The sequence below is a fragment of the Enterobacter sp. MALB-1 genome (assembly GCF_041021625.1).
Lineage (GTDB): Bacteria > Pseudomonadota > Gammaproteobacteria > Enterobacterales > Enterobacteriaceae > Enterobacter > Enterobacter oligotrophicus.
In genome coordinates this window covers 3,015,730-3,039,795 of record NZ_JBDPJL010000001.1, presented here as the reverse complement: position 1 = coordinate 3,039,795, position 24,066 = coordinate 3,015,730, and the positions used below count along the sequence as shown (strand labels likewise).

Annotated in this window: 23 protein-coding genes and 1 riboswitch; of the genes, 17 read left to right on the top strand and 6 right to left on the bottom strand. The window is 56.9% G+C overall.

The window, feature by feature from the left end:
- Window positions 1-2: 2 nt before the first annotated feature.
- On the top strand, window positions 3-1,061 hold the full coding sequence (modC, locus tag ABGB15_RS14530) for a molybdenum ABC transporter ATP-binding protein ModC (RefSeq protein WP_215723925.1): 1,059 nt from the start codon (window positions 3-5) through the stop codon (window positions 1,059-1,061).
- Here the strand turns inward: modC and ABGB15_RS14525 are convergent, their stop codons facing one another.
- On the bottom strand, window positions 1,062-1,880 hold the full coding sequence (locus ABGB15_RS14525; protein WP_152083920.1) for a pyridoxal phosphatase: 819 nt from the start codon (window positions 1,878-1,880) through the stop codon (window positions 1,062-1,064).
- A gap of 140 nt (window positions 1,881-2,020) precedes the next feature.
- Here ABGB15_RS14525 and pgl point away from each other — a divergent pair, with 140 nt between their 5' ends.
- Window positions 2,021-3,016, top strand: a complete 996-nt coding sequence (gene pgl, locus ABGB15_RS14520) for a 6-phosphogluconolactonase (RefSeq protein WP_152083921.1) — start codon at window positions 2,021-2,023, stop codon at window positions 3,014-3,016.
- A gap of 123 nt (window positions 3,017-3,139) precedes the next feature.
- Here the strand turns inward: pgl and ABGB15_RS14515 are convergent, their stop codons facing one another.
- A complete protein-coding gene (locus ABGB15_RS14515; protein WP_215723387.1) occupies window positions 3,140-4,423 on the bottom strand; it encodes a putative acyl-CoA thioester hydrolase in 1,284 nt (427 codons plus the stop codon).
- Window positions 4,424-4,646: 223 nt separating this feature from the next.
- On the opposite strand from ABGB15_RS14515, the gene hutI reads away from it, so the two are divergent.
- The 5 genes from hutI (at window position 4,647) to hutH (ending at window position 10,892) form a co-directional block, all read left to right on the top strand.
- On the top strand, window positions 4,647-5,870 hold the full coding sequence (gene hutI, locus ABGB15_RS14510) for an imidazolonepropionase (protein ID WP_215723388.1): 1,224 nt from the start codon (window positions 4,647-4,649) through the stop codon (window positions 5,868-5,870).
- Window positions 5,867-6,814 carry a formimidoylglutamase gene (gene hutG, locus ABGB15_RS14505; protein ID WP_215723389.1) on the top strand — a complete coding sequence of 316 codons (948 nt, stop codon included), beginning with the start codon at window positions 5,867-5,869 and terminating at the stop codon, window positions 6,812-6,814. The genes hutI and hutG overlap by 4 nt, the downstream gene beginning before the upstream one ends.
- A 9-nt stretch (window positions 6,815-6,823) precedes the next feature.
- Entirely contained in the window at window positions 6,824-7,558 is a 735-nt protein-coding gene (locus tag ABGB15_RS14500) for a histidine utilization repressor (RefSeq protein ID WP_152083925.1), read from the top strand.
- 128 nt (window positions 7,559-7,686) lie between these two features.
- Window positions 7,687-9,375: a urocanate hydratase gene (gene hutU, locus ABGB15_RS14495; RefSeq protein ID WP_152083926.1), complete on the top strand. Its 1,689-nt coding sequence runs from the start codon at window positions 7,687-7,689 to the stop codon at window positions 9,373-9,375.
- Entirely contained in the window at window positions 9,372-10,892 is a 1,521-nt protein-coding gene (hutH, locus tag ABGB15_RS14490; RefSeq protein WP_215723390.1) for a histidine ammonia-lyase, read from the top strand. Before hutU ends, hutH begins: the two co-directional genes overlap by 4 nt.
- 84 nt (window positions 10,893-10,976) lie before the next feature.
- Here the strand turns inward: hutH and ABGB15_RS14485 are convergent, their stop codons facing one another.
- Window positions 10,977-11,453, bottom strand: coding sequence for a kinase inhibitor (locus ABGB15_RS14485; RefSeq protein ID WP_014169213.1), 477 nt, complete (start codon window positions 11,451-11,453; stop codon window positions 10,977-10,979).
- A 48-nt stretch (window positions 11,454-11,501) separates the two neighbouring features.
- Entirely contained in the window at window positions 11,502-12,809 is a 1,308-nt protein-coding gene (bioA, locus tag ABGB15_RS14480; protein ID WP_215723391.1) for an adenosylmethionine--8-amino-7-oxononanoate transaminase, read from the bottom strand.
- 68 nt (window positions 12,810-12,877) lie between these two features.
- Between bioA and bioB the strand changes: the two genes are divergently transcribed.
- The 4 genes from bioB to bioD are packed head-to-tail and all read left to right on the top strand — an operon-like array spanning window position 12,878 to window position 16,505.
- Window positions 12,878-13,918 (top strand): biotin synthase BioB, encoded by a 1,041-nt coding sequence (bioB, locus tag ABGB15_RS14475; protein ID WP_215723392.1) that lies wholly within the window; start codon window positions 12,878-12,880, stop codon window positions 13,916-13,918.
- On the top strand, window positions 13,915-15,072 hold the full coding sequence (gene bioF, locus ABGB15_RS14470; RefSeq protein ID WP_215723393.1) for an 8-amino-7-oxononanoate synthase: 1,158 nt from the start codon (window positions 13,915-13,917) through the stop codon (window positions 15,070-15,072). Before bioB ends, bioF begins: the two co-directional genes overlap by 4 nt.
- Window positions 15,056-15,811 (top strand): malonyl-ACP O-methyltransferase BioC, encoded by a 756-nt coding sequence (gene bioC / locus ABGB15_RS14465; RefSeq protein ID WP_215723394.1) that lies wholly within the window; start codon window positions 15,056-15,058, stop codon window positions 15,809-15,811. The genes bioF and bioC overlap by 17 nt, the downstream gene beginning before the upstream one ends.
- Window positions 15,804-16,505: a dethiobiotin synthase gene (gene bioD, locus ABGB15_RS14460; protein ID WP_167515551.1), complete on the top strand. Its 702-nt coding sequence runs from the start codon at window positions 15,804-15,806 to the stop codon at window positions 16,503-16,505. The genes bioC and bioD overlap by 8 nt, the downstream gene beginning before the upstream one ends.
- Here the strand turns inward: bioD and ABGB15_RS14455 are convergent.
- Window positions 16,468-17,190, bottom strand: a complete 723-nt coding sequence (locus ABGB15_RS14455) for an ABC transporter ATP-binding protein (protein ID WP_215723395.1) — start codon at window positions 17,188-17,190, stop codon at window positions 16,468-16,470. The two genes, bioD and ABGB15_RS14455, sit on opposite strands and share 38 nt — an antisense overlap.
- Window positions 17,191-17,940: 750 nt before the next feature.
- Here ABGB15_RS14455 and uvrB point away from each other — a divergent pair.
- Window positions 17,941-19,956 (top strand): excinuclease ABC subunit UvrB, encoded by a 2,016-nt coding sequence (gene uvrB / locus ABGB15_RS14450; RefSeq protein ID WP_152083934.1) that lies wholly within the window; start codon window positions 17,941-17,943, stop codon window positions 19,954-19,956.
- Between the two features lie 93 nt (window positions 19,957-20,049).
- On the opposite strand, the gene yvcK is transcribed toward uvrB, so the two are convergent.
- The gene (gene yvcK, locus ABGB15_RS14445) at window positions 20,050-20,958 is read right to left on the bottom strand and encodes a uridine diphosphate-N-acetylglucosamine-binding protein YvcK (protein ID WP_215723396.1); all 909 of its coding nucleotides are present in this window, start codon (window positions 20,956-20,958) and stop codon (window positions 20,050-20,052) included.
- 226 nt (window positions 20,959-21,184) lie between these two features.
- Window positions 21,185-21,319: riboswitch (molybdenum cofactor riboswitch) on the top strand.
- Between yvcK and moaA the strand changes: the two genes are divergently transcribed.
- The 5 genes from moaA to moaE all read left to right on the top strand — a co-directional run bounded on the left by moaA (window position 21,307) and on the right by moaE (window position 24,014).
- Window positions 21,307-22,296 (top strand): GTP 3',8-cyclase MoaA, encoded by a 990-nt coding sequence (gene moaA / locus ABGB15_RS14440; RefSeq protein ID WP_215723397.1) that lies wholly within the window; start codon window positions 21,307-21,309, stop codon window positions 22,294-22,296. (Overlaps the previous riboswitch by 13 nt.)
- A 24-nt stretch (window positions 22,297-22,320) precedes the next feature.
- Complete coding sequence (gene moaB, locus ABGB15_RS14435) at window positions 22,321-22,833, top strand: molybdenum cofactor biosynthesis protein B (protein WP_215723398.1); 513 nt, start codon at window positions 22,321-22,323, stop codon at window positions 22,831-22,833.
- A gap of 3 nt (window positions 22,834-22,836) precedes the next feature.
- Window positions 22,837-23,322, top strand: a complete 486-nt coding sequence (moaC, locus tag ABGB15_RS14430; RefSeq protein ID WP_008501142.1) for a cyclic pyranopterin monophosphate synthase MoaC — start codon at window positions 22,837-22,839, stop codon at window positions 23,320-23,322.
- The gene (gene moaD, locus ABGB15_RS14425) at window positions 23,315-23,560 is read left to right on the top strand and encodes a molybdopterin synthase sulfur carrier subunit (protein ID WP_152083938.1); all 246 of its coding nucleotides are present in this window, start codon (window positions 23,315-23,317) and stop codon (window positions 23,558-23,560) included. Before moaC ends, moaD begins: the two co-directional genes overlap by 8 nt.
- A gap of 1 nt (window position 23,561) precedes the next feature.
- Complete coding sequence (moaE, locus tag ABGB15_RS14420) at window positions 23,562-24,014, top strand: molybdopterin synthase catalytic subunit MoaE (RefSeq protein ID WP_215723399.1); 453 nt, start codon at window positions 23,562-23,564, stop codon at window positions 24,012-24,014.
- The last annotated feature ends 52 nt before the right edge of the window (window positions 24,015-24,066 follow it).

Below are 24,066 nucleotides of genomic sequence, written 5' to 3'. Positions count from 1 at the left end.
TCATGCTGGAACTCAATTTCACCCAGACGCTGGGCAACCACTGCCTGACGCTAAACGAAACGCTGCCGGCGAGCGGCATTACCGCCATTTTTGGCGTATCCGGCGCGGGGAAAACATCACTCATCAATGCGATTAGCGGCCTGACGCGTCCCCAGTCCGGGCGCATTGTGTTGAATAACCGCGTCTTAAATGACGTGGAGCACAAGATTTACCTGTCACCGGATAAACGCCGTATCGGGTATGTATTTCAGGATGCGCGATTATTCCCGCACTACAGCGTGCGCGGCAATCTGCGTTATGGCATGGCGAAAAGTATGGCCGGGCAGTTTAATAAGCTGGTGGCGCTGCTGGGCATTGAACCTTTGCTCGACAGGCTGCCGTCCTCGCTTTCCGGCGGTGAAAAACAGCGTGTGGCGATTGGCCGTGCGCTGTTGACCGCGCCGGAATTGTTGCTGCTGGATGAACCGCTGGCCTCGCTGGATATTCCGCGTAAGCGAGAGCTGCTGCCGTATCTTCAACGTCTGGCGCGCGAAATCAATATCCCGATGCTGTATGTCAGCCACTCGCTGGATGAAATTTTGCATCTGGCCGACAAGGTACTGGTGCTGGAGAACGGCAACGTTAAGGCGTTCGGTAATCTGGAAGAGGTATGGGGCAGCAGTGTGATGCATCCGTGGCTACCCAAAGAGCAGCAGAGCAGCATCCTGAAAGTGAATGTGCTGGAGCACCACCCGCACTACGCCATGACCGCACTGGCGCTGGGCGATCAGCATTTGTGGGTAAATAAGATTGATAAACCGCTGCAGTCTGCGCTGCGCATTCGCATTCAGGCATCAGATGTCTCGCTGGTGTTGCAGCCACCGCTGCAAACCAGCATCCGAAATATCCTGCGTGCCAAAGTTGCGCAATGCTTTGATGACAATGGCCAGGTCGAAGTGCAACTGGAGGTCGGCAGCAAGACGCTCTGGGCGCGCATCAGCCCGTGGGCCAGAGATGAGTTAGGGATCAAACCTGGCCTGTGGCTTTACGCGCAAATCAAGAGCGTCTCCATTACCACCTGATTACAGCAGGTGCGTATAAATATACTGTGCGATGCTGTCGGTAGTGTTATCGCCAATCACCACGTTAGCGCGCGCTTTCACTGCGTCATCGGCGTTGCCCATCGCCACGCCTGTACCGGCGGCTTCCAGCATGCTGATGTCGTTATAGTTATCGCCAAAGGCAATCACGTCCTGCATCGACCAGCCCTGTGATTCCACAAACTGCGTCAGGCGTTTGCCTTTGCTGTTGCCTTTGCGGGCAATATCGACCTGATCGTGCCAGGACCACTCACACTCCAGGCCCAGCGTCTGCTCCACATGTTTCGCGAAGATATTCAGTTTGGTGGTGTCTTCATCCGTCAGGGCAAATTTCCAGATAGCCTCGACGTCTTCAGCCGCCTGGCGCAGAGAGGAGACCTGAGTAAAGACCGGACGCTGCGCTTCCGGCAGTGACAACGCCCAGTTGCTGGTGCGGATCACATGGCCCGTTGGACGCTCATATACCATTGCGTTATCCACATACATCAGGCCGTGAATGGCGTGTTCATCGAGCAGATCAATCAATTGCAGCGCCTGAGGAACCGGCAGCGGATCGGACTCTAAAACCTTTTTTGCCTGATAATCATACAAATAGGTGCCATTACAACAAATTGCAGGTGTATCCAGCGCCAGTGCCTGATAAAAAGGATGAATGGCAACGTGATGTCGACCCGTTACGATAAGGAGTTGATATCCCACTTCCTTTGCGCGCTTAAGCGCTTCGAGAGAAGAGGGGAGCAGGGTTTTCTGAGGCGTAAGCAGTGTTCCGTCTAAATCCAGTGCAATCACACGCGAGGTCATTTGTTCTTCCGGGTTAATGTTGAATTTAAGGTCTGATGGGATGGTACACCGAGAGAAGATCGCTGCAAAATTCCAGACTACAATTCAGCATTCGCCGTTAAAAATAATCACTATCACGCGCAGTGAGGAAAGGAGTATTCATGAAACAAACCGTTTATACCGCCAGTCCTGAAAGTCAGCAGATCCACGTCTGGCGTTTGAATGCAGAAGGTTCACTCACGCTGGTTCAGGTTGTTGATGTTCCGGGGCAAGTTCAGCCAATGGTCGTCAGCCCGGATAAACGTTTTCTCTATGTTGGCGTGCGCCCGGAGTTCCGCGTGCTGGCATACCGCATCTCCCCGGATGATGGCGCGCTGGCATATGCCGCAGAAGCGCCACTGCCGGGCAGCCCAACCCATATTTCTACCGATCATAAAGGCAACTTCGTATTCAGCGGCTCTTATAATGCCGGTTGCGTGAGCGTGACGCGTCTTGATGACGGCATTCCGGTAGAAACCGTTGACGTGGTGGAAGGGCTGGAAGGCTGCCACTCTGCCAATATTTCCCCGGACAATCGCACGCTGTGGGTGCCTGCGCTGAAGCAGGATCGCATCTGTCTGTTTACCCTGAGCGATGATGGACACCTGGTGGCGCAGAATCCTGCTGAAGTGACCACCGTTGAGGGGGCTGGCCCGCGCCATATGGTTTTCCATCCGAACCAGCAGTATGCCTACGTGGTGAATGAGCTGAACAGCTCAGTGGATGTGTGGGAATTGCGCGATCCGAACGGCCAGATTGAGTGCGTGCAGACGCTGGATATGATGCCATCTGATTTCTCAGATACCCGCTGGGCAGCGGATATTCACATCACGCCGGATGGCCGTCACCTGTATGCCTGCGACCGCACCTCCAGCCTGATTACGGTGTTCAGCGTCTCCGAAGACGGTAGCGTGCTGGCGATTGAAGGATTCCAGCCAACGGAGACTCAGCCACGTGGCTTTAATATCGATCACAGCGGTAAGTTCCTGATTGCGGCGGGACAAAAATCTCACCATATCGCGCTGTACGAAATCAAGGGCGAGCAGGGCTTGCTGGAAGAGAAAGGACGCTATGCTGTCGGCCAGGGGCCAATGTGGGTGGTGGTTAACGCGCATTAAGCGGCTTAAAACAAAAAACCTCGCGAATGCGAGGTTTTTTTATGCCCGGTAGCACTGCGTTTACCGGGCCTACGGTTTGTGTAGGCCGGGTAAGGCGAAGCCGCCACCCGGCAAAAGGGCATCTTACTGCTTCGGCTCAGCAACCACTTTGCTACCCAGACCGCGGTTGTTGTATTCCCACATGCGGTTAAAGTTAGCGTCGTTCAGGTTGCGCTGCACGTTGCCTTTGTCATCCACCGCACCGGTATTGCCGGAGAAAGGACGTTTGGAGATTGCAGCATCCGCCCACGGCTTCGCCGTGTTGAAGCCTTCGTTGATCACGCTGTCGCGGATCACAACCTGGCCGTTAGTGGCAGAGTCCACATCCAGAGAGCGACCCAGTTGCGCTACACCCTCACCGGAAGCGTTAAAACGGCTGTTGACCGCCAGGAAGCCATAGAAGAGGTTAGACTGGGTTGCCGGCGCAAACACATAACCTTCCTGCTGGGTACGCGAATTCACCACGCGGAAATCGGTGTTATCAAATACCACCGCGCCACGACCAGACACGAGGTCCACGTCGCCTTCAACATAGCTGTTGGTCACCAGAGTACGCGTCAGACGGTTGTTCTGCAGGGTATTCTGCACGCCGCTGTTGGTCACAAAGAAGGTGTTCTGGCGACCCAGAATGTTCACGTTGTTAATCTGCACTTTGTCGCCATCGCTACGCAGCGCCACAGCCTGGTGGTTGCCTGCGTCAACGCTGTCGCCCAGGGTATTCTGGATGGTCAGGTTCTGCAGTTGCAGGCCGTTGTTTTGTGACCAGAAGACAGCAGAGCAGAGTACGCCTACGGTTGCGGTGCGCTTGCTCTGGCAGTTATCAAACATATACCACGCCGGTTTACCAGGCATGTATTTACCCGCCGGGTTCACCAGACGACGCCAGGTAGTGCTGTCGATTTCAGAATCAATCGCCAGGCCAATTTTCACGTCGATCGCTTTTTCGCCCAGACCGTACAGAGTAATACTGCCCGGCGCGGCAGGCACGTAAACGGTCCCTTCATATTCACCTGGCAGGATCGCGATGTACTGACGAGATGCGCTGTGTTTGGTGATCGCCGCATCAACCGCAGCCTGAATGGAGGTATGCGTCACGCCCTGTGTCTCTGCCGGTCCAACCACGAAGTCAGGTTGCTTAGGCAGGTTAACAGAAGACGGCGTCCACGGTGCAGCGTTCGGGTCCATCGCCGTAAAGTAGCGCGCCTGGGTGAAGTTTTTTGCTTCATCAGCGGACAAAATCGGGCGGGATGCTGTACCCGGAGCAACCTGCTCAGACGGCCGCTGATCCGGTGGTGTTGAGCTGCAAGCGGATAAAGTCACGCCAAAGGCGAGTGCCAACGCCAGACGGGAAATCCTGGAAATGTTCAAGATAGAGCTCCTGGGTATGCAAGTCTTATTGGGATAGACGAAATAGCCTGCTTTTTTATACTAAGTTGAGCGAAACGGGAAGATAAAAAGGGTAAAAGTTGCATTTTCCCGCCGGGGAGCCGGGAAAGTCATCACAAATAAATAACATTTTCCACAAAGGCGGTTGACAGCAACGGGCAGATGAAAATAAATGTCTATACAACCCATGACAAGTGGAAGGCTCATGCAGCAGCTTCATCCGGACGATCTGATATGGCGCAACGCGCGACTGGCAACGATGGACCCCGCTTATACCGCCCCTTACGGAATGGCAGAGTCGTCCGCCATTGTCGTTCGCGGACAAACCATCCTGGCCGTTCTTCCCGAGTCCGACGTTCCTGCCGGGCACAGCAAGGTTATTGACCTTCAGGGACGGCTGGTGACGCCAGGACTTATCGACTGCCACACCCATCTGATTTTTGGTGGCAACCGCGCAGCAGAATGGGAGCAGCGGCTGAACGGCGTCTCTTATCAAGCTATCAGTGCGCAGGGCGGAGGGATTAACGCCACCGTAACGGCCACCCGCAGCAGTTCGCCGGACACCTTGCAGGAGCTGGCACAGCGTCGTCTGCAGCGTCTGATGAACGAGGGTGTGACGACCATTGAAATTAAATCCGGATACGGACTGAACGCCGATGCCGAAGAGAAGATGCTGCAGGTGGCGCGCCAGCTTGCCCGGAACAATCCGGTAGAAATCAGCCCAACACTGCTTTCCGCCCATGCCGTACCGGCAGAGTATCGTCACGATCCGGATGCGTACCTTACGCTGGTGTGCGAGCAGATCATGCCTGCCCTCTGGCAAAAAGGGCTGTTCGACGCCGTAGATGTCTTTTGTGAAAACGTTGGTTTCACGCCATCGCAAACCGAGCGTGTTTTTAAGGCTGCCACGGCGCTAGGTATTCCTGTGAAAGGACATGTGGAGCAACTGTCGAATCTGGGCGGTGCGGCGCTGGTCAGCCGCTTCAAAGGGCTTTCCGCCGATCATATTGAATATCTCGATGAGGCTGGCGTACAGGCGATGGCGCAAAGCGGCACGGTCGCGGTGCTGCTACCCGGCGCGTTCTACTTTCTCCAGGAGCGCCAGCGGCCACCGGTTGAACAGCTCAGAAAGCAGGGGATACCCATCGCCGTTGCCACCGACTACAACCCCGGCACCAGCCCGTTTGCCAGCCTCCATCTGGCGATGAACATGGCCTGCGTGCAGTTTGGCCTGACGCCGGAAGAAGCCTGGGCTGGCGTGACGCGGCATGCCGCACAGGCGTTAGGGCGCGGAGCGACGCACGGGCAATTAAAGGCCGGATACGTGGCTGATTTTATCGTCTGGGATGCGCACCATCCGGTTGAGATGGTCTACGAGCCGGGACGTAACCCACTTTATCAACGTATTTTCCGGGGAGAAGCCGTATGAATTTATGGCGGGCGACTGCCGATCTGGTCTGGCAGGGGCGTGACGACAGCGTGGAAGGCAGCAATACAAAACGTATCTTCCAGACGATACAGCGCCGTGAGTCGTTTTCACCCGCGTCGTCAGGCATTGCGCTGATTGGTTTTGAGTCTGATGAAGGCGTAAAGCGCAACCACGGCAGGCCCGGTGCCATGCATGCGCCGGATGTGTTGCGTAAGGCGCTGGCGAATATGGCGAGCCACCAGGGGCACGAGCAGCTTGCGGATATGGGATCAATTTACGTTGAGGGCGATAATCTCGACGCTGCACAGCGGGCGTTAAGCGATGCGGTAACGTCGTGCCAGCAGTCCGGTATGCGTACACTGGTGTTCGGTGGTGGACACGAAACGGCCTGGGCACATGGCCGTGGTGTGCTGGATGCGTTCCCGGACGACCGCGTTGCAATAATCAACCTTGATGCACATCTTGACCTGCGCAACGCTGAACGCGCGACCTCCGGAACGCCGTTTCGCCAGCTCGCACAATACTGCGCTGCCTGGTCGCGTGAATTTCAGTACGCCTGCTTTGGGGTAAGCCGCGCGGCGAATACGCAGGCACTGTGGGACGACGCTGAACGGTTGAAGGTTACGCTGGTGGACGATCTGCATTTCAGGCGCGATGCGTTATCTTCCCTTGAGGATGTCTTAGCCCAGGCCGATCGCGTCTACCTCACCCTCGATCTGGATGTACTGCCCGCCGCGGAGATGCCCGCCGTTTCAGCACCTGCAGCGTTAGGTATTCCGGCACTGGATTTAATGCCGGTTATCGAACGCATCTGTCGCAGCGGAAAACTGCAGGCGGCCGATCTGGTAGAATTTAATCCGCACTACGACCGGGACGGACAAGGGGCACGGCTTGCCGCCCGCCTGGCCTGGCAAATTGCTCACTGGTGGGCATCACACATTTAAGGAGTCACGATGTTTTCACGCTCACCGCAGGAACAACCCGGCCCGCCTGCGCCTTTTTATGAAAAGGTGAAACAGGCGATCAGCGAAAAAATCGCAACCGGCGTCTGGCGTCCTCATGACCGCATTCCGTCGGAAGCCGATCTGGTGGCGCAGTTTGGCTTTAGCCGGATGACTATCAACCGGGCGCTGCGCGAACTCACCGATGAAGGGCTGCTGGTACGTCTGCAGGGGGTGGGGACGTTTGTGGCGGAGCCAAAAGGACAGTCGGCACTGTTTGAGATCCGCAGCATTGCCGATGAAATTGCCGCCCGAAACCATCAGCACCACTGCGAAGTGCTGGTGCTCGAAGAGACGCAGGCCAGCGCTGAACAGGCCGTGGAGCTGAACGTCAAAGAGGGAACTCGCATCTTTCATTCCGTGATGGTGCATTTTGAGAACGACATTCCGGTGCAGATTGAAGATCGCTGCGTCAACGCGATTAGCGTGCCGGAGTATCTGGAGCAGGATTACACCCAGACCACGCCGCATGCGTATCTCTCGCTCGTCGCGCCGCTGACGGAAGGGGAGCATATTGTGGAAGCGGTGCTTGCCACGCCGCTGGAGTGCGAACTGTTGCGCATTAAGGAGCACGACCCGTGCCTGCTGATCCGCCGTCGCACCTGGTCAGCGTCACAGATTGTCTCTCACGCAAAACTCCTTTTCCCTGGTAACCGCTACCGGCTACAAGGCCACTTTATGTCATAAGTTTTTAAAAGCGTGATAGCTAACGCAATATAACAAAATTGTATCTTTTTTGTTAAATTCAGCCTTGTGTGTGCTTGTCTATACAAGTATATCTAAATACACCATCTGTCCCGTATGAGGAGCACACAATGTCGTCAGGTAAATACCGCCAGCAGGATGTCCGCGCCCCGCGCGGCACCACGCTTACCGCAAAAAGCTGGCTCACTGAAGCACCGCTGCGCATGTTGATGAACAACCTTGATCCTGAGGTGGCGGAAAATCCCCATGAACTGGTGGTCTATGGCGGCATCGGCCGCGCCGCGCGCAACTGGGAATGCTATGACGCCATTGTAGAAGCGCTTACCCGTCTGGAAAACGACGAAACCCTGCTGGTGCAATCCGGCAAACCGGTCGGCGTGTTTAAAACCCACAACAACGCACCGCGCGTGCTGATTGCTAACTCTAACCTGGTGCCGCACTGGGCAACCTGGGAACACTTCAACGAGCTGGACGCCAAAGGGCTGGCGATGTACGGCCAGATGACGGCGGGGAGCTGGATCTACATTGGCAGCCAGGGGATTGTGCAGGGCACCTACGAAACCTTCGTGGAAGCCGGTCGCCAGCACTATAACGGCTCGCTGAAAGGCCGCTGGGTGCTGACTGCGGGCTTAGGCGGGATGGGCGGCGCACAGCCGCTGGCTGCAACCCTCGCCGGAGCCTGTTCACTGAATATTGAGTGCCAGCAGAGCCGCATCGATTTCCGTCTGCGAACTCGCTACGTGGACGAACAGGCGGATAATCTGGATGACGCGCTGGCACGCATTCAAAAATACACGTCCGACGGTAAAGCGGTGTCGATTGCCCTGTGCGGCAACGCGGCGGACATTCTTCCTGAGCTTGTTGCCCGCGGCGTGCGCCCGGATCTCGTCACCGACCAGACCAGCGCCCACGATCCGCTCCACGGCTATCTGCCAAAAGGCTGGACGTGGGAAGAATACCAGCAAAAAGCGGAAACCGACCCGGAAGGCACGGTACTTGCCGCTAAACGTTCGATGGCGGAGCACGTATCCGCGATGCTGGCTTTTAGCCAGATGGGTATTCCGACCTTTGACTACGGCAACAATATTCGCCAGATGGCAAAAGAGATGGGCGTGACCCACGCCTTCGACTTCCCCGGATTCGTGCCTGCCTATATTCGCCCGCTGTTTTGCCGTGGCATTGGCCCGTTCCGCTGGGTGGCGCTCTCTGGCGATCCGGAAGATATCTACAAAACCGACGCGAAAGTCAAAGAGATCGTCGCCGACGATGAACACCTGCACCACTGGCTGGATATGGCCCGCGAGCGCATTAACTTCCAGGGCTTACCGGCGCGTATCTGCTGGGTAGGGCTGGAGTGGCGGCAAAAACTGGGCCTGGCCTTTAACGAAATGGTGCGCAGCGGTGAAGTTTCCGCGCCGATTGTTATCGGTCGCGACCACCTGGACTCCGGCTCCGTCGCCAGCCCGAACCGTGAAACCGAAGCCATGCGTGACGGCTCTGACGCCGTGTCCGACTGGCCGTTGCTCAATGCACTGTTGAATACCGCCAGCGGCGCGACCTGGGTGTCGCTACACCACGGCGGTGGGGTGGGGATGGGGTTCTCCCAGCATTCGGGGATGGTTATTGTTTGCGATGGAACGGACGACGCGGCCGCGCGTATTGCGCGCGTGCTGCACAACGACCCGGCAACCGGCGTGATGCGTCACGCGGATGCGGGTTACGAGATTGCCATTGACTGTGCCAAAGAGCAGGGGCTAAACCTGCCGATGATCCCTGCCACACAAGGAAAGCATAAATGAACGCGTTAACACTCACTCCCGGATCGCTGACGCTAAAACAGCTGCGTAACGTCTGGCGTCACCCGGTCACGCTTTCGCTTGATGAAAGTGCTCATGCGGCGATTAACGACAGCGTCGCCTGCGTTGAGGGCATTGTTGCCGAAGGGCGCACCGCCTATGGCATCAACACCGGTTTTGGCCTGCTGGCGCAGACGCGTATTGCCACGCACGATCTGGAAAACCTGCAGCGTTCGCTGGTGCTGTCCCACGCCGCAGGCGTCGGTCAGCCGCTGGATGATGACATTGTCCGCCTGATGATGGTGCTGAAAATCAACAGCCTGGCGCGGGGGTTCTCCGGCATTCGTCTGAGCGTGATCCAGGCACTAATGGCGCTGGTGAATGCGGAGGTCTATCCGTGGATACCTGCGAAAGGCTCTGTCGGCGCGTCAGGCGACTTAGCGCCGCTGGCGCATATGTCACTGCTGTTGTTGGGTGAAGGGAAAGCGCGTTGGCAGGGGGAGTGGCTGCCTGCAAAAGAGGCACTCGCAAAAGCCGGTTTAGCGCCGATTACGCTCGCGGCGAAAGAGGGGCTGGCGCTGCTCAACGGCACGCAGGCCTCTACCGCCTTTGCGCTGCGTGGCCTGTTTGAAGCGGAAGATTTATTTGCGTCGGCGGTCGTTTGTGGCGCATTAACCACCGAGGCTGTGCTTGGCTCGCGTCGTCCGTTTGATGGTCGTATCCACGAGGTGCGCGGCCAGCGCGGGCAGATTGACGCGGCGGCGATGTACCGCCATCTGCTGACCGATACCAGTGAAATTGCCGATTCTCACCATAACTGCGATAAGGTGCAGGACCCGTATTCGCTGCGCTGTCAGCCACAGGTGATGGGGGCCTGCCTGACGCAACTACGCCAGGCGGCAGAGGTGCTGCTGGTGGAGGCCAATGCGGTGTCGGATAACCCACTGGTATTTGCGCAGGAGAATGAGGTGGTTTCCGGTGGCAACTTCCACGCCGAGCCGGTGGCGATGGCGGCGGATAATATCGCGCTGGCGATTGCTGAAACAGGGGCGCTGTCGGAGCGTCGCATTGCGCTGATGATGGATAAACATATGTCCCAGTTACCGCCGTTCCTGGTGCGTAACGGCGGGGTGAACTCCGGCTTTATGATTGCGCAGGTGACGGCAGCCGCGCTGGCAAGTGAGAATAAAGCGCTGTCGCATCCGCACAGCGTGGACAGCCTGCCCACCTCCGCGAACCAGGAAGATCACGTCTCGATGGCTCCGGCTGCCGGGCGTCGTTTGTGGGAAATGGCTGCTAACACCCGCGGCGTGCTGGCGGTAGAGTGGCTGGCGGCCTGTCAGGGGATTGATCTGCGCGAAGGACTAAAATCCAGCCCGCTGCTGGAGCAGGCGCGTCAGGAACTGCGTGAGCACGTTACGCACTACGATGACGACCGCTTCTTTGCGCCGGATATTGATAAGGCGATGCAGCTTCTGGAAGAGGGAAGGCTTGTAGGGTTGTTGCCTTCAGTGTTGTGATTTTTTGCCCGGTGGCGCTGCGCTTACCGGGCCTACGAGTGCGAAATGTAGGCCGGGTAAGGCGTAGCCGCCACCCGGCTTTGTTTATGAATACATCGCCGTAATCGATGCGCTGCCCAGTGAATGGAAATGGACGTTAAAGCCCACCATCGCACCGCTCGCCCCTTCGTCCACCTCAATCTTATCCACATCCAGCGCATGCACCGTGAAGATATAGCGGTGAGTCTCTCCTTTTGGCGGTGCCGCGCCGCCGTAGCCTGCTTTGCCGAAATCGGTTCGGGTCTGAATAGCGCCTTCAGGTAACGCAACCAGATCGGAGCCTGAACCCTGTGGCAGGACGCGCGTGTCCGCCGGAAGGTTCGCGACAATCCAGTGCCACCAGCCGGAGCCGGTGGGAGCGTCCGGGTCGTAGCAGGTTACGACGAAACTTTTGGTTCCGGCCGGAACGTCGTCCCACGCCAGATGCGGGGAAATATTATCCCCCTGATAGCCCATGCCGTTGAAAACGTGGCGTTCCGGGAGTTTTTCGCCGTCGCGCAGATCTTTACTGATGATTTTCATACGGTTTACCCTCGTTATTCACTTGTTCAGGAAGTGTAACTCATGGGGTTAAATCGTGAAATGCGCGGGAATGTTAACGGCTGTTACGAGCGCCTCGGTTAATTTACGCAGTTGCTCCGGCGTAATGATATACGGCGGCATCAGGTAGATGAGCTTGCCGAAGGGCCGAACCCACACACCCCGTTCCACGAAGAACCGCTGTAGTGTCGCCATATTCACCGGATGAGTGGTTTCAATCACGCCGATAGCACCCAGGACGCGCACGTCTGCGACGTATTCAGACTCAGCGGCCACGCTTAGCGCTTGTTTTAGCTGCGCTTCTATTGCCGCCACCTGCATTTGCCACTCGCCGCTCTCCAGAATGGCGAGGCTTTCACTTGCGACGGCGCAGGCCAGCGGGTTGCCCATAAACGTCGGCCCGTGCATAAAGCAGCCCGCGTCGCCGTCGCTGATGGTGTCGGCGACCTGGCGGGTCGTGAGCGTGGCGGAGAGCGTCATGGTGCCGCCGGTCAGCGCTTTGCCGAGGCACAGAATATCCGGGGTGATACCCGCATGTTCACACGCAAACAGCTTACCGGTGCGGCCAAAGCCGGTGGCGATTTCGTCGGCGATCAGCAGAATGCCCTCGCGGTCGCACATCTTACGAATGCGTTTCAGCCACTCCGGATGGTACATGCGCATCCCGCCTGCACCCTGCACAATCGGCTCCAGGATCACGGCAGCAATTTCGTGGCGGTGCGCCGCTAGCAGGCGCGCAAAACCGACCATATCCATTTCGTTCCACTCACCGTCGAAGCGGCTTTGCGGCGCGGGGGCAAACAGGTTTTCCGGTAGATAGCCCTTCCACAGGCTATGCATCGAGTTGTCCGGATCGCACACCGACATCGCCCCGAACGTATCGCCATGATACCCGTTACGGAAGGTGAGGAACCGCTGGCGGGATTCGCCTTTGGCATGCCAGTACTGCAGCGCCATTTTCATCGCCACTTCAACGGCCACGGAGCCGGAATCGGCAAGGAACACGCACTCCAGCGCGTCTGGCGTCATCGCCACCAGACGACGACACACATCAACGGCAGGCTGATGGGTGATCCCGCCAAACATCACGTGTGACATCTGGTCAATCTGCGCTTTCATCGCCGCGTTCAGGCGCGGGTGATTGTACCCGTGAATGGCCGCCCACCAGGAGGACATGCCGTCAACCAACGCGTCACCGTTGGCAAGTTTCAGCTCGCATCCGTGGGCTGAGGCCACCGGGTAGACGGGAAGAGGGTGGGTCATGGAAGTGTATGGGTGCCAGATATGCTGCTTGTCGAAGGCGAGATCGTCCTGGGTCATAAGAGACTTGTAAACCATTTTGAAAAGTTTTAGGTTTACAAGTATAAACCGAACCGACAATTAACAAAACCCTTTGGAGAAGCCCAATGGCTCACCACGCACGCTGGACGATGTCGCAAGTCACTGAATTATTCAATAAACCTTTCCTGGAGCTGATGTTTGAAGCTCAGCAGGTGCACCGTCAGCACTTTGACCCACGCCAGGTTCAGGTCAGCACGCTGCTGTCGATCAAAACCGGTGCCTGCCCGGAAGACTGCAAATATTGCCCGCAAAGCGCGCGTTATAAAACGGGTCTGGAGTCAGAACGTCTGATGGAGGTGGAGCAGGTGCTCGACTCCGCCCGTAAGGCGAAAAACGCCGGCTCGACTCGCTTCTGCATGGGCGCGGCGTGGAAAAACCCGCACGATCGCGACATGCCATATCTGGAGCAGATGGTGAAGGGCGTGAAGGAGATGGGCCTCGAAGCCTGTATGACGCTCGGTACGCTGAACGAGGAGCAGGCGCAGCGCCTCTCGGCGGCGGGGCTGGACTACTACAACCACAACCTCGACACCTCGCCGGAGTTTTACGGCAACATCATCACCACGCGCACCTATCAGGAGCGTCTGGACACCCTGGATAAAGTCCGTGATGCGGGCATTAAAGTCTGCTCTGGCGGTATCGTGGGCTTAGGCGAAACGGTGAAAGATCGCGCGGGTCTGCTGTTACAGCTGGCGAACCTGCCGACGCCGCCGGAAAGTGTGCCAATCAACATGCTGGTGAAGGTCAAAGGCACGCCGCTGGCGGATAACGACGATGTGGATGCGTTTGATTTTATTCGCACTATCGCGGTGGCGCGCATCATGATGCCGACCTCTTACGTTCGCCTCTCTGCCGGTCGTGAGCAGATGAGCGAGCAGACGCAGGCGATGTGCTTTATGGCCGGGGCCAACTCCATCTTCTACGGCTGCAAACTGCTCACCACGCCAAACCCGGAAGAGGACAAAGACGTGCAGCTGTTCCGTAAGCTGGGGTTGAACCCACACCAGACCGAGGTGCTGACGGGCGACAACGAGCAACAGCAGCAGCTGGAGCAGCAGATTTTCAACGCCGATACCGAACAGTTCTACAACGCGGCAGCCGTATGACCTGGCAGGCACGTATTCAGTCTGCACTTGATGAGCGTCGTGCGGCGGACGCTTTCCGCGTCCGTAACGTCGTGGAAAACGGCGCGGGTCGCTTTCTTAGCTGCGAGAACCGGCAATTTTGTAATTTCTCCAGTAACGATTATCTCGGCCTCAGCCAGCACCCGCAGACCGTCCGCGCCTGGCAACAAGGGGCGGAGAAATACGGCGTGGGTAGCGGAGGCTCTGGCCACGTCAGCGGCTATACTCCGGCGCATCAGACTCTGGAAGAGGAGCTTGCCGACTGGCTCGGCTATCCGCGTGCGCTGCTGTTTATCTCCGGTTTTGCCGCAAATCAGGCGGTGATCGCCGCACTGATGGGCAAAGATGACCGCATTGTTGCCGACCGCTTAAGCCATGCCTCGCTGCTGGAGGCGGCAAATTTAAGCCCGGCACAGCTGCGGCGTTTTGCGCATAACGATGTGGCTCAGCTTCGCTCGCTGCTGGATAAGCCCTGTCACGGACAGCAACTGGTGGTGACGGAAGGGGTGTTCAGCATGGACGGCGACAGTGCGCCGCTTCGCGCAGTGCACGAGGCGGCGAAGCAGCAACACGCCTGGCTGCTGGTTGATGATGCCCACGGTATTGGCGTAATGGGCGACGAAGGGCGCGGTAGCGCGTACCAGCAAAACGTGAAGCCGGAACTGCTGATTGTGACCTTCGGCAAAGGGTTCGGCGTCAGCGGTGCCGCCGTGCTGTGCAGTGATTCCGTTGCTGATTATTTGCTGCAGTTCGCCCGGCATCTGATTTACAGCACCAACATGCCACCCGCGCAGGCCGTGGCGCTGTCAGCTTCAATGGCGGTGATCCGAAGCGCAGAAGGCCGCGAACGACGGACGCGCCTGGCGGGATACATTCACCATTTTCGTCAGGGCTTACGCCATCTTCCCTTCCTGAGTACCGATTCGCAGAGTGCGATTCAGCCCGTGATTGTGGGCGAAAACAGCCGGACGCTGGAGTTGGCGCAGGCGCTTCGCAGGCAGGGTATGTGGGTGACCGCCATTCGCCCGCCAACCGTTCCGTCGGGGACGGCGCGTCTGCGTTTAACGCTCACGGCGGCGCATGAGTTACAGGATATTGATGCCCTGCTGGAGGCACTCTATGTCGCCAGTCAATAAACAGGCCATCGCCGCCGCGTTTGGCCGGGCGGCGCAGAGCTACTCTCAGCACGATGAACTGCAGCGCCGGAGCGCGCAGGGACTGCTTGCCACGCTCGGTGAGAGCGCTTTTCTGCGGGTGCTGGACGCCGGGTGCGGTCCCGGTGCCAACAGCCGCTACTGGCGTGAGACCGGCAGCGACGTTACGGCTATCGATCTTTCAGAGAAAATGGTGGACGAGGCGCGAAAGCGACAGTCGGCAGACCGCTATCTGGTGGCCGATATCGAGGCGATCCCGCTGCCCGATGCGCAGTTTGATCTGGTCTGGAGCCACCTTGCGGTGCAGTGGTGCAGCAGCCTGCCCCTGGCGTTAAGCGAGCTTTATCGTATGGCAAGGCCAGGCGGAAAAGTGGCGTTTACCACGCTGCTGGAAAGCTCTTTACCGGAGCTAAACCAGGCCTGGAAAGCGGTGGATGCACAGCCGCACGCCAACCGATTCTTATCGCAAGAGCAGGTGACCCAGGCGCTGGAAGGCTGGCGCTATCGCAGTACGGTGCAGACCATCACGCTTCACTTCAGCGATGCCTTCAGCGCCATGCGCTCGCTGAAGGGAATTGGTGCCACCCATCTGCATACCGGGCGCGAAAGCACGCCGCTCACCCGCGGGCAATTGCAGCGTCTGGAGCTGGCCTGGCCGCAGCAGCGGGGCGCGTTCCCGCTCTCTTATCAACTTTTTCATGGGATTATCGATCGTGACTGAACGTTACTTTGTCACCGGAACGGATACAGAAGTAGGCAAAACGGTTGCCAGTTCCGCGCTGCTGCAGGCGGCGCGTCGGCAGGGGAAAATCACCGCCGGGTATAAACCCGTTGCGTCCGGGAGTGAGATAACCCCTGAAGGGCTACGCAACACTGACGCGCTGGCGCTGCAACGCAACAGCAGCCTTGAACTTGCCTATGCCGCGGTAAACCCGTACACCTTCGCAGAACCAACCTCGCCACACATCATCAGCGCAGATGAGGGCCGTCCGATTGATCTGAATGTGTTATCTGCCGGATTAAGAGCGCTGGAAAATCAGGCTGACTGGGTGCTGGTGGAAGGTGCGGGTGGCTGGTTTACACCGCTTTCGGACCAGCAGACGTTTGCCGACTGGGTACAGGCCGAGCAGCTTCCGGTTATCCTTGTCGTTGGCGTGAAGCTGGGCTGTATTAACCATGCCATGTTAACCGCACAGGCCGTGCAGCAGGCGGGATTGCCCCTGGCTGGCTGGATAGCCAATGACGTGGTTGCGCCTGGGAAACGCCACCAGGAGTATCTGGCGACGCTCAGACGGGTGCTTCCTGCGCCATGCCTTGGGGAGATCCCGTGGCTCGCTGACGGCCCGGAACAGGCTGAAACCGGAAAATATCTCGACCTCAGCGTCTTGCGTCCCGCGACATCCAGTGAGCGATAAGCTCATCGTCCAGCTCGTTAACGTGGCCCTGCGCCACGTTACGCCCGCGATACAGCATGCAGAAGCGGTCCGCGACCCGGCGGATAAACGACAGCTGCGGCTCTGCTAACAGCACCGTCATCCCCAGTTCCCGATTTAACCGCGCCAGCAGCTGAGCCAGCTTCCGGGCGATGCTGTGCCCTGCGCCATGCATCGGCTCATCGATGATCAACACGCGAGGACGAGTGACCAGCGCGTTGGCCAGTGCGAGCTGATACTGATCGTCAGGGGAAAGCGTGTTCGCACGCATTTGGCGCAGGGTATAGAGCTGGGGGAGCAGGTCGTAAACATCGTTTTTCGCACCAGACGCCGCCATCCCCGTTGCCCGCATTGCGATATGCAGATTCTCTTCGATAGTTAACTGAGAAAATATTCGCCTGTCCTGCGGAACATAGCCAATTCCTGGCGCTGGTCGCTGCTCAGACGCCTGGTTCAGCAAATCGCGCGGCGGGGCACCGGCTTCATGCCAGATGATGGTGCCGCTCTCTACGGGCACATTCCCGGTGATGCAATTTATCAGGGTGGTTTTGCCCATTCCTGGCAGACCGACGACGCCCGTGCACATGCCTTGTGGCAAATCTAAATCCACATTCCATAGCGTATGTTGGCTTCCGTAAAATTGATTGACTGCACGCAGACTCAACATCTTTCTCTCCTTAAAAATGTGTTTGGGTAATGCTCCGGCAGGAATGTGCAAAACGCCTGCCAGAACCGATTAGCGGGTTAAAAAAACGTCTTTTTTAGGATTAAGCCCTGGAACAACGGGCGCAAAATTGTCGAATTGCACAGCGTCAGTGCCTGTCATGCAGAGTTGTGGTGCAGTGAGGGAAGGGCCGAAATGTGAGCAAGATCTCGTCAACGTCTTATGAACTACTTAGCGGTTTATCGTCAAAAAATAGCGATAAAAATTTTTTGTTGCCGCTTCGTGGGAAAAACCGGGAATTTGCTGAGCGGCGGTCTGTACGGGCTGGAAGCAGTTATCCACTATTCCTGTGGATAACCATGTGCATTAGAGTTAGAAAACATGCGATAAGCGAGAGAATACGCGGGTTACGCCCAAATTGATGCGAAACGCGGCTTTAAGAAATATCGTTTATATATTAGCAGGTTAGATAAAATCAATGCGCGTAATGAAACTGTCACCCGTTGCCATAAAACTTTCATTACACAGCTTGACAAATGTTAAAAAAGAAAAATTTTTGGGGATAACCTGGTTCAGTGGTGTTTTATTTCGTCACCGTCTACATTTCGACCGTTATCGCGCTAATCTTCCCTGTGTTACGCTAAATATCCTGACACGCTACTGGTTTTTCATCCAGTGTTTTTTACTGGCAATCCTGGCCACAACGAGTAAAATTACTCACCTGCCGCTTAATCCGTCATCAGGTTGTCGTCCATGAGTAAACCGTTCAAATTGAATTCTGCTTTCCGTCCTTCGGGGGATCAGCCCGAGGCTATCCGTCGGCTGGAAGAGGGGCTGGAAGATGGGCTGGCGCACCAGACGCTATTAGGTGTGACCGGTTCGGGTAAGACTTTTACCATCGCCAACGTGATTGCCGACCTGCAACGCCCCACGATGGTGCTTGCCCCGAACAAAACGCTGGCGGCGCAGCTCTACGGGGAAATGAAAGAGTTCTTCCCGGATAACGCGGTGGAGTATTTCGTCTCCTACTACGACTACTATCAGCCAGAAGCCTATGTTCCAAGCTCAGACACGTTTATCGAGAAAGATGCCTCGGTGAACGAGCATATTGAGCAGATGCGCCTGTCAGCGACGAAAGCGCTGCTGGAGCGACGTGATGTGGTGGTGGTGGCGTCAGTTTCGGCCATCTATGGTCTGGGCGATCCGGATCTCTATCTGAAGATGATGCTGCACCTGACCCAGGGGATGATTATCGATCAGCGTGCGATTTTACGCCGTCTGGCGGAGCTGCAGTACACCCGCAACGACCAGGCGTTCCAGCGTGGTACGTTCCGCGTGCGCGGTGAGGTGATCGACATCTTCCCGGCGGAATCGGACGATATGGCGCTGCGCGTGGAGTTGTTCGACGAAGAGGTGGAAAGGCTGTCGCTGTTTGACCCGCTGACAGGACACGTGGAATCGGTGATCCAGCGTTTTACCATCTACCCGAAAACACACTACGTGACGCCACGCGAGCGTATCGTGCAGGCGATGGAAGAGATCAAAGTGGAGCTGGCCGATCGCCGCAAGGTGCTTCTGGCGAACAACAAGCTGCTCGAAGAGCAGCGCTTAAGCCAGCGTACTCAGTTTGATCTGGAGATGATGAACGAGCTGGGCTACTGCTCTGGCATCGAAAACTACTCGCGTTTCCTCTCGGGGCGTGGACCTGGCGAAGCACCGCCAACCCTGTTTGACTACCTTCCGGCGGATGGCCTGCTGGTGATTGACGAATCCCACGTGACGATCCCGCAGATCGGCGGGATGTACCGCGGCGACCGCGCGCGTAAAGAGACGCTGGTAGAGTACGGTTTCCGCCTGCCATCGGCGCTGGATAACCGTCCGATGAAATTTGAAGAGTTTGAGGCGCTCGCGCCGCAAACGATCTACGTTTCGGCCACGCCGGGCAACTACGAGCTGGAGAAATCCGGTGACGACGTGGTGGATCAGGTGGTGCGTCCGACAGGGTTGCTCGACCCGATTATCGAGGTGCGTCCGGTTGCCACTCAGGTCGACGATCTGCTGTCGGAGATCCGTATCCGTGCTGCCATCAATGAGCGCGTGCTGGTCACTACTCTGACCAAGCGTATGGCGGAAGACCTCACTGAATATCTCGAAGAGCACGGCGAGCGCGTGCGCTATCTGCACTCGGACATCGACACCGTGGAGCGTATGGAGATTATTCGCGACCTGCGTCTGGGTGAGTTTGACGTACTGGTGGGGATCAACCTGCTGCGAGAAGGTCTGGATATGCCGGAAGTGTCGCTGGTGGCGATTCTGGACGCCGATAAAGAGGGCTTCCTGCGTTCTGAACGTTCTCTGATTCAGACCATTGGCCGCGCCGCGCGTAACGTTAACGGAAAAGCCATTCTGTACGGCGATAAAATTACCCCGTCGATGGCGAAAGCGATTGGCGAAACGGAACGCCGTCGTGAGAAACAGCAGCGCTACAACGAAGAACACGGCATTACCCCGCAGGGGCTGAACAAGAAAGTGGTGGATATTCTGGCGCTGGGCCAGAACATAGCGAAGACCAAAGCGAAAGGGCGTGGCAAGGCGCGTTCAGTGGTGGAAGAAGATACCGTCGCGCTGACGCCGAAAGCGTTGCAGCAGAAGATCCACGAGCTGGAAGGGCAGATGATGCAGCACGCGCAGAACCTGGAGTTCGAAGAGGCGGCGCAAATCCGCGACCAGCTTCATCAGCTACGCGATCTTTTCATCGCAGCATCGTGAGACTGTTTTGCCCGGTGGCGCTGCGCTTACCGGGCCTACGGGGTTAGCGTCTTTTGTAGCCCCGGTAAGCGCAGCGTCACCGGGGATTTTTTGTTAGCCCAGCGCCTGAATCGCCTTCTCCAGCGCGTCGCGCAGCAGATGGCGGTCATGGCGATATTTAATATCGCTCGCTTCCAGCGGCTCCTGCACCACCACACGATCGCCAATACCTGAAACGTCGACTTTTGGCCCTACCACGACGCCATCGATAATTTTCTTACCAACATACTGCTCCATCAGGTTCAGCTTGTCCGCCAGCGACAAGCTCGCTGCTGCCGGGCTCAGTTCACGTCCTAAGTTGCCAATGTACACCATTGGGGCTGGCGTTCTGCGCAGCGCCTGCGCCAGCTCCTTCACCAGCAGAATAGGCATCAGGCTGGTGTAAAAACTGCCAGGCCCAATCAGGATAAGATCGGCTTCGCCAATTGCTTCGACCGCTTCACGCGTGGCAGGAACGCCTGGATAGGTCATCAGCTCTGTCGGTGGCTGGATGAGCTGGTCAATATTCACTTCGCCGTAAACTTCGTGGCCTTCGGCATCTATCGCCATTAAATCGACCGGTTGTTCTGACATCGGGATCAGGAACGCATCAACTTTAAGCAGATTACGGATTAAATTGATGGCCTCAAGAGGGCGCACGCTCAGGTGATCCAGCGCCTTTAACATCAGATTTCCCAGGTTATGCCCGGAAAGTTCTCCATTACCGCCAAAACGGTACTCAAACATCGCTGACGCGACGCTCGGTTCGGTAATTAACTGGTTCAGACAGTTGCGCATATCCCCCCAGGCAATCCCGCCTTCGGCGCGGCGAATTCGCCCGGTGGAGCCGCCATTGTCCGTTGTGGTTACGATCCCTGTGAGCCGTGAGCCGAGGGACGATAACGAAGACATAACTCGTCCCAGGCCGTGGCCCCCGCCAAGCGCGACGACACGATCAAGATCCGCAAAAGTGCGATTGCGCATACACATTCCTTATCATATTCACTCTTTGTAACAGTAACCTAACTACCCCTAAAAGACGATGCCTCACCCCACGCAAACTGACGTATATCAATGCGAAAATACAGTTTTTGCGTATTCTGTAGTGAAAATGCACGATCATGTCGCTATATACATAATTATATAGCGTAAAGCGATAATGGCGAAGTGATGATTTCCGCGCTACTATCGCCTTAACCACGTTTTCGAAATTGAAAACATACACTCTAGCCTTAGCGCCTGTGTCGAAAGATATGGCGCTCTGGCCGTGGCGGATTTGCCACCAGGGTACAGAAAGAAATGACTGTGCCTCCCGTATCTGGAAAGGTGTACATGGCTTCACAACTTACTGATGCTTTCGCGCGTAAGTTTTTCTACTTACGTCTGTCGATTACCGATGTGTGCAACTTCCGTTGCACCTACTGTCTGCCCGATGGCTACAAGCCGGGCAAGGTCACCAATAACGGCTTTCTCTCCGTCGATGAAGTGCGTCGCGTCACGCGCGCCTTCTCTGATCTCGGCACCGAAAAAGTGCGTCTGACCGGTGGCGAACCTTCTTTGCGTCGCGATTTCCCTGACATCATTGCCGCTGTGCGGGAGAATGACCGTATCCGGCAAATTGCCGTCACCACCAATGGATACCGTATGGCCCGTGACGTGGTGAGCTGGCGTGAGGCGGGGCTGACGGCGATCAACGTCAGCGTGGATAGCCTCGACGCGCGCCAGTTCCACGCTATTACCGGCCAGGACAAATTCCGTCAGGTGATGGATGGCATCGACGCCGCGTTTGCAGCCGGTTTCGACAAAGTGAAAGTCAATACGGTTCTGATGCGTGATGTGAATCATCATCAACTGGACACCTTCCTGGCGTGGATCAAACCACGCCGCATTCAACTGCGTTTTATTGAGCTAATGGAAACTGGCGAGGGCAGTGAGCTGTTCCGCCGCCACCATATTTCCGGCATGGTGCTGCGCGACGAGCTGCTGAAACGCGGCTGGCTCCACCAGATCCGCCAGCGCAGCGACGGCCCGGCGCAGGTCTTTTGTCACCCGGATTACGAAGGGGAAATTGGGCTTATCATGCCCTATGAAAAAGACTTCTGTGCCAGCTGTAATCGCCTGCGCGTTTCGTCCGTCGGCAAGCTGCACCTCTGCTTATTTGGCGATGGTGGCGTAGAACTTCGCGATCTGCTGGAAGACGACGCTCAGCAGGACGCACTTGAAGCGCGCATTTCTGAAGCGCTGATGCATAAAAAGCAGACCCACTTCCTGCATCAGGGCAACACCGGAATTACTCAAAACCTGTCATACATTGGCGGGTAATCCGTCTTAAGAAGGAACCAGAAGATGAGTCAGGTAAGCGCAGAATTTATCCCGACACGCATTGCTATTCTTACCGTTTCCGATCGCCGTGGCGAAGAGGATGATACCTCCGGCCACTGGCTGCGTGATGCGGCACATGACGCGGGGCATAAAATCGTCGATAAAGCGATTGTGAAAGAGAACCGCTACGCCATTCGCGCTCAGGTCTCTCAGTGGATTGCAGGCAACGAGGTGCAGGTGGTGCTGATCACCGGTGGCACCGGGTTTACCGCAGGCGATCAAGCGCCTGAAGCGCTGGTCCCGCTTTTTGACCGCGAGGTGGAAGGCTTTGGCGAAGTGTTCCGTATGCTCTCGTTTGAAGAGATTGGCACCTCCACGCTGCAGTCGCGCGCTGTGGCGGGGGTCGCGAATAACACGTTGATTTTCGCCATGCCAGGCTCCACGAAAGCCTGCCGTACCGCGTGGGAAAACATAATCGCCCCGCAACTGGATGCCCGTACCCGTCCGTGTAATTTCCATCCTCATCTGAAGAAATAAGTTATGTCGCAACTGACCCACATTAACGCCGCTGGTGAAGCGCACATGGTGGATGTCTCCGCCAAAGCGGAAACGGTGCGCGAGGCGCGCGCTGAAGCGTTCGTCACCATGTTGCCAGAAACCCTGGCGATGATTATCGACGGCAGCCACCACAAAGGTGATGTCTTTGCCACCGCCCGTATTGCCGGTATTCAGGCTGCGAAACGTACCTGGGACTTAATCCCACTGTGCCACCCGCTGATGCTGAGCAAAGTGGAAGTGAATCTGCAGGCGCAGCCGGAGCACAACCGCGTTCGCATTGAATCGCTGTGTCGCTTAACCGGTAAAACGGGCGTTGAGATGGAAGCACTGACGGCCGCGTCTGTGGCCGCATTGACCATCTACGATATGTGCAAGGCCGTGCAAAAAGACATGGTGATTGGTCCGGTTCGCCTGCTGGCGAAAAGCGGCGGCAAATCCGGCGATTTTAAGGTGGACAGCCATGATTAAGGTGCTCTTTTTTGCCCAGGTGCGCGAGCTGGTTAATACCGACAGCCTGACGCTGGACGGCTCGTTTGAAAACGTTGCCGCCCTGCGTGCACATCTGGCTACACAAAGCGACCGCTGGGCGCTGGCGCTGGATGAAGGCAAGCTGCTGGCGGCGGTTAACCAGACGCTGGTTGATTTTGACCATCCGCTGACGGCGGGTGATGAGGTCGCTTTTTTCCCGCCGGTTACAGGGGGCTAAGATGGCTGAAACCCGAATTCTGGTCAGTCACGATCGCTTTAACGTCGGTAAAGAATATGACTGGCTGGCCGAACGCGATGAGGACGGCGCGGTCGTGACGTTTACCGGTAAAGTGCGCAACCACAACCTCGGCGACAGCGTAAAAGCGCTGACGCTGGAGCACTATCCGGGAATGACGGAGAAATCTCTCACGGAGATTGTGGAAGAGGCGCGAGGCCGCTGGCCGCTCGGGCGCGTGACCGTTATCCACCGTATCGGTGAAATGTGGCCGGGCGAGGAGATTGTTTTTGTTGGGGTTACCAGCGCACACCGCGGTAGCGCATTTGCGGCAGGGGAGTTCATTATGGATTACCTTAAAACAAAAGCACCGTTCTGGAAGCGTGAAGCGACGCCGGAAGGCGACAGATGGGTTGAGTCGCGTGATAGCGACAAACAAGCTGCCGGTCGTTGGTAGTCGGTTTACGTGGATGTGTTAGTCTTAACGTGTGTGTCAATTTAATCAGGAG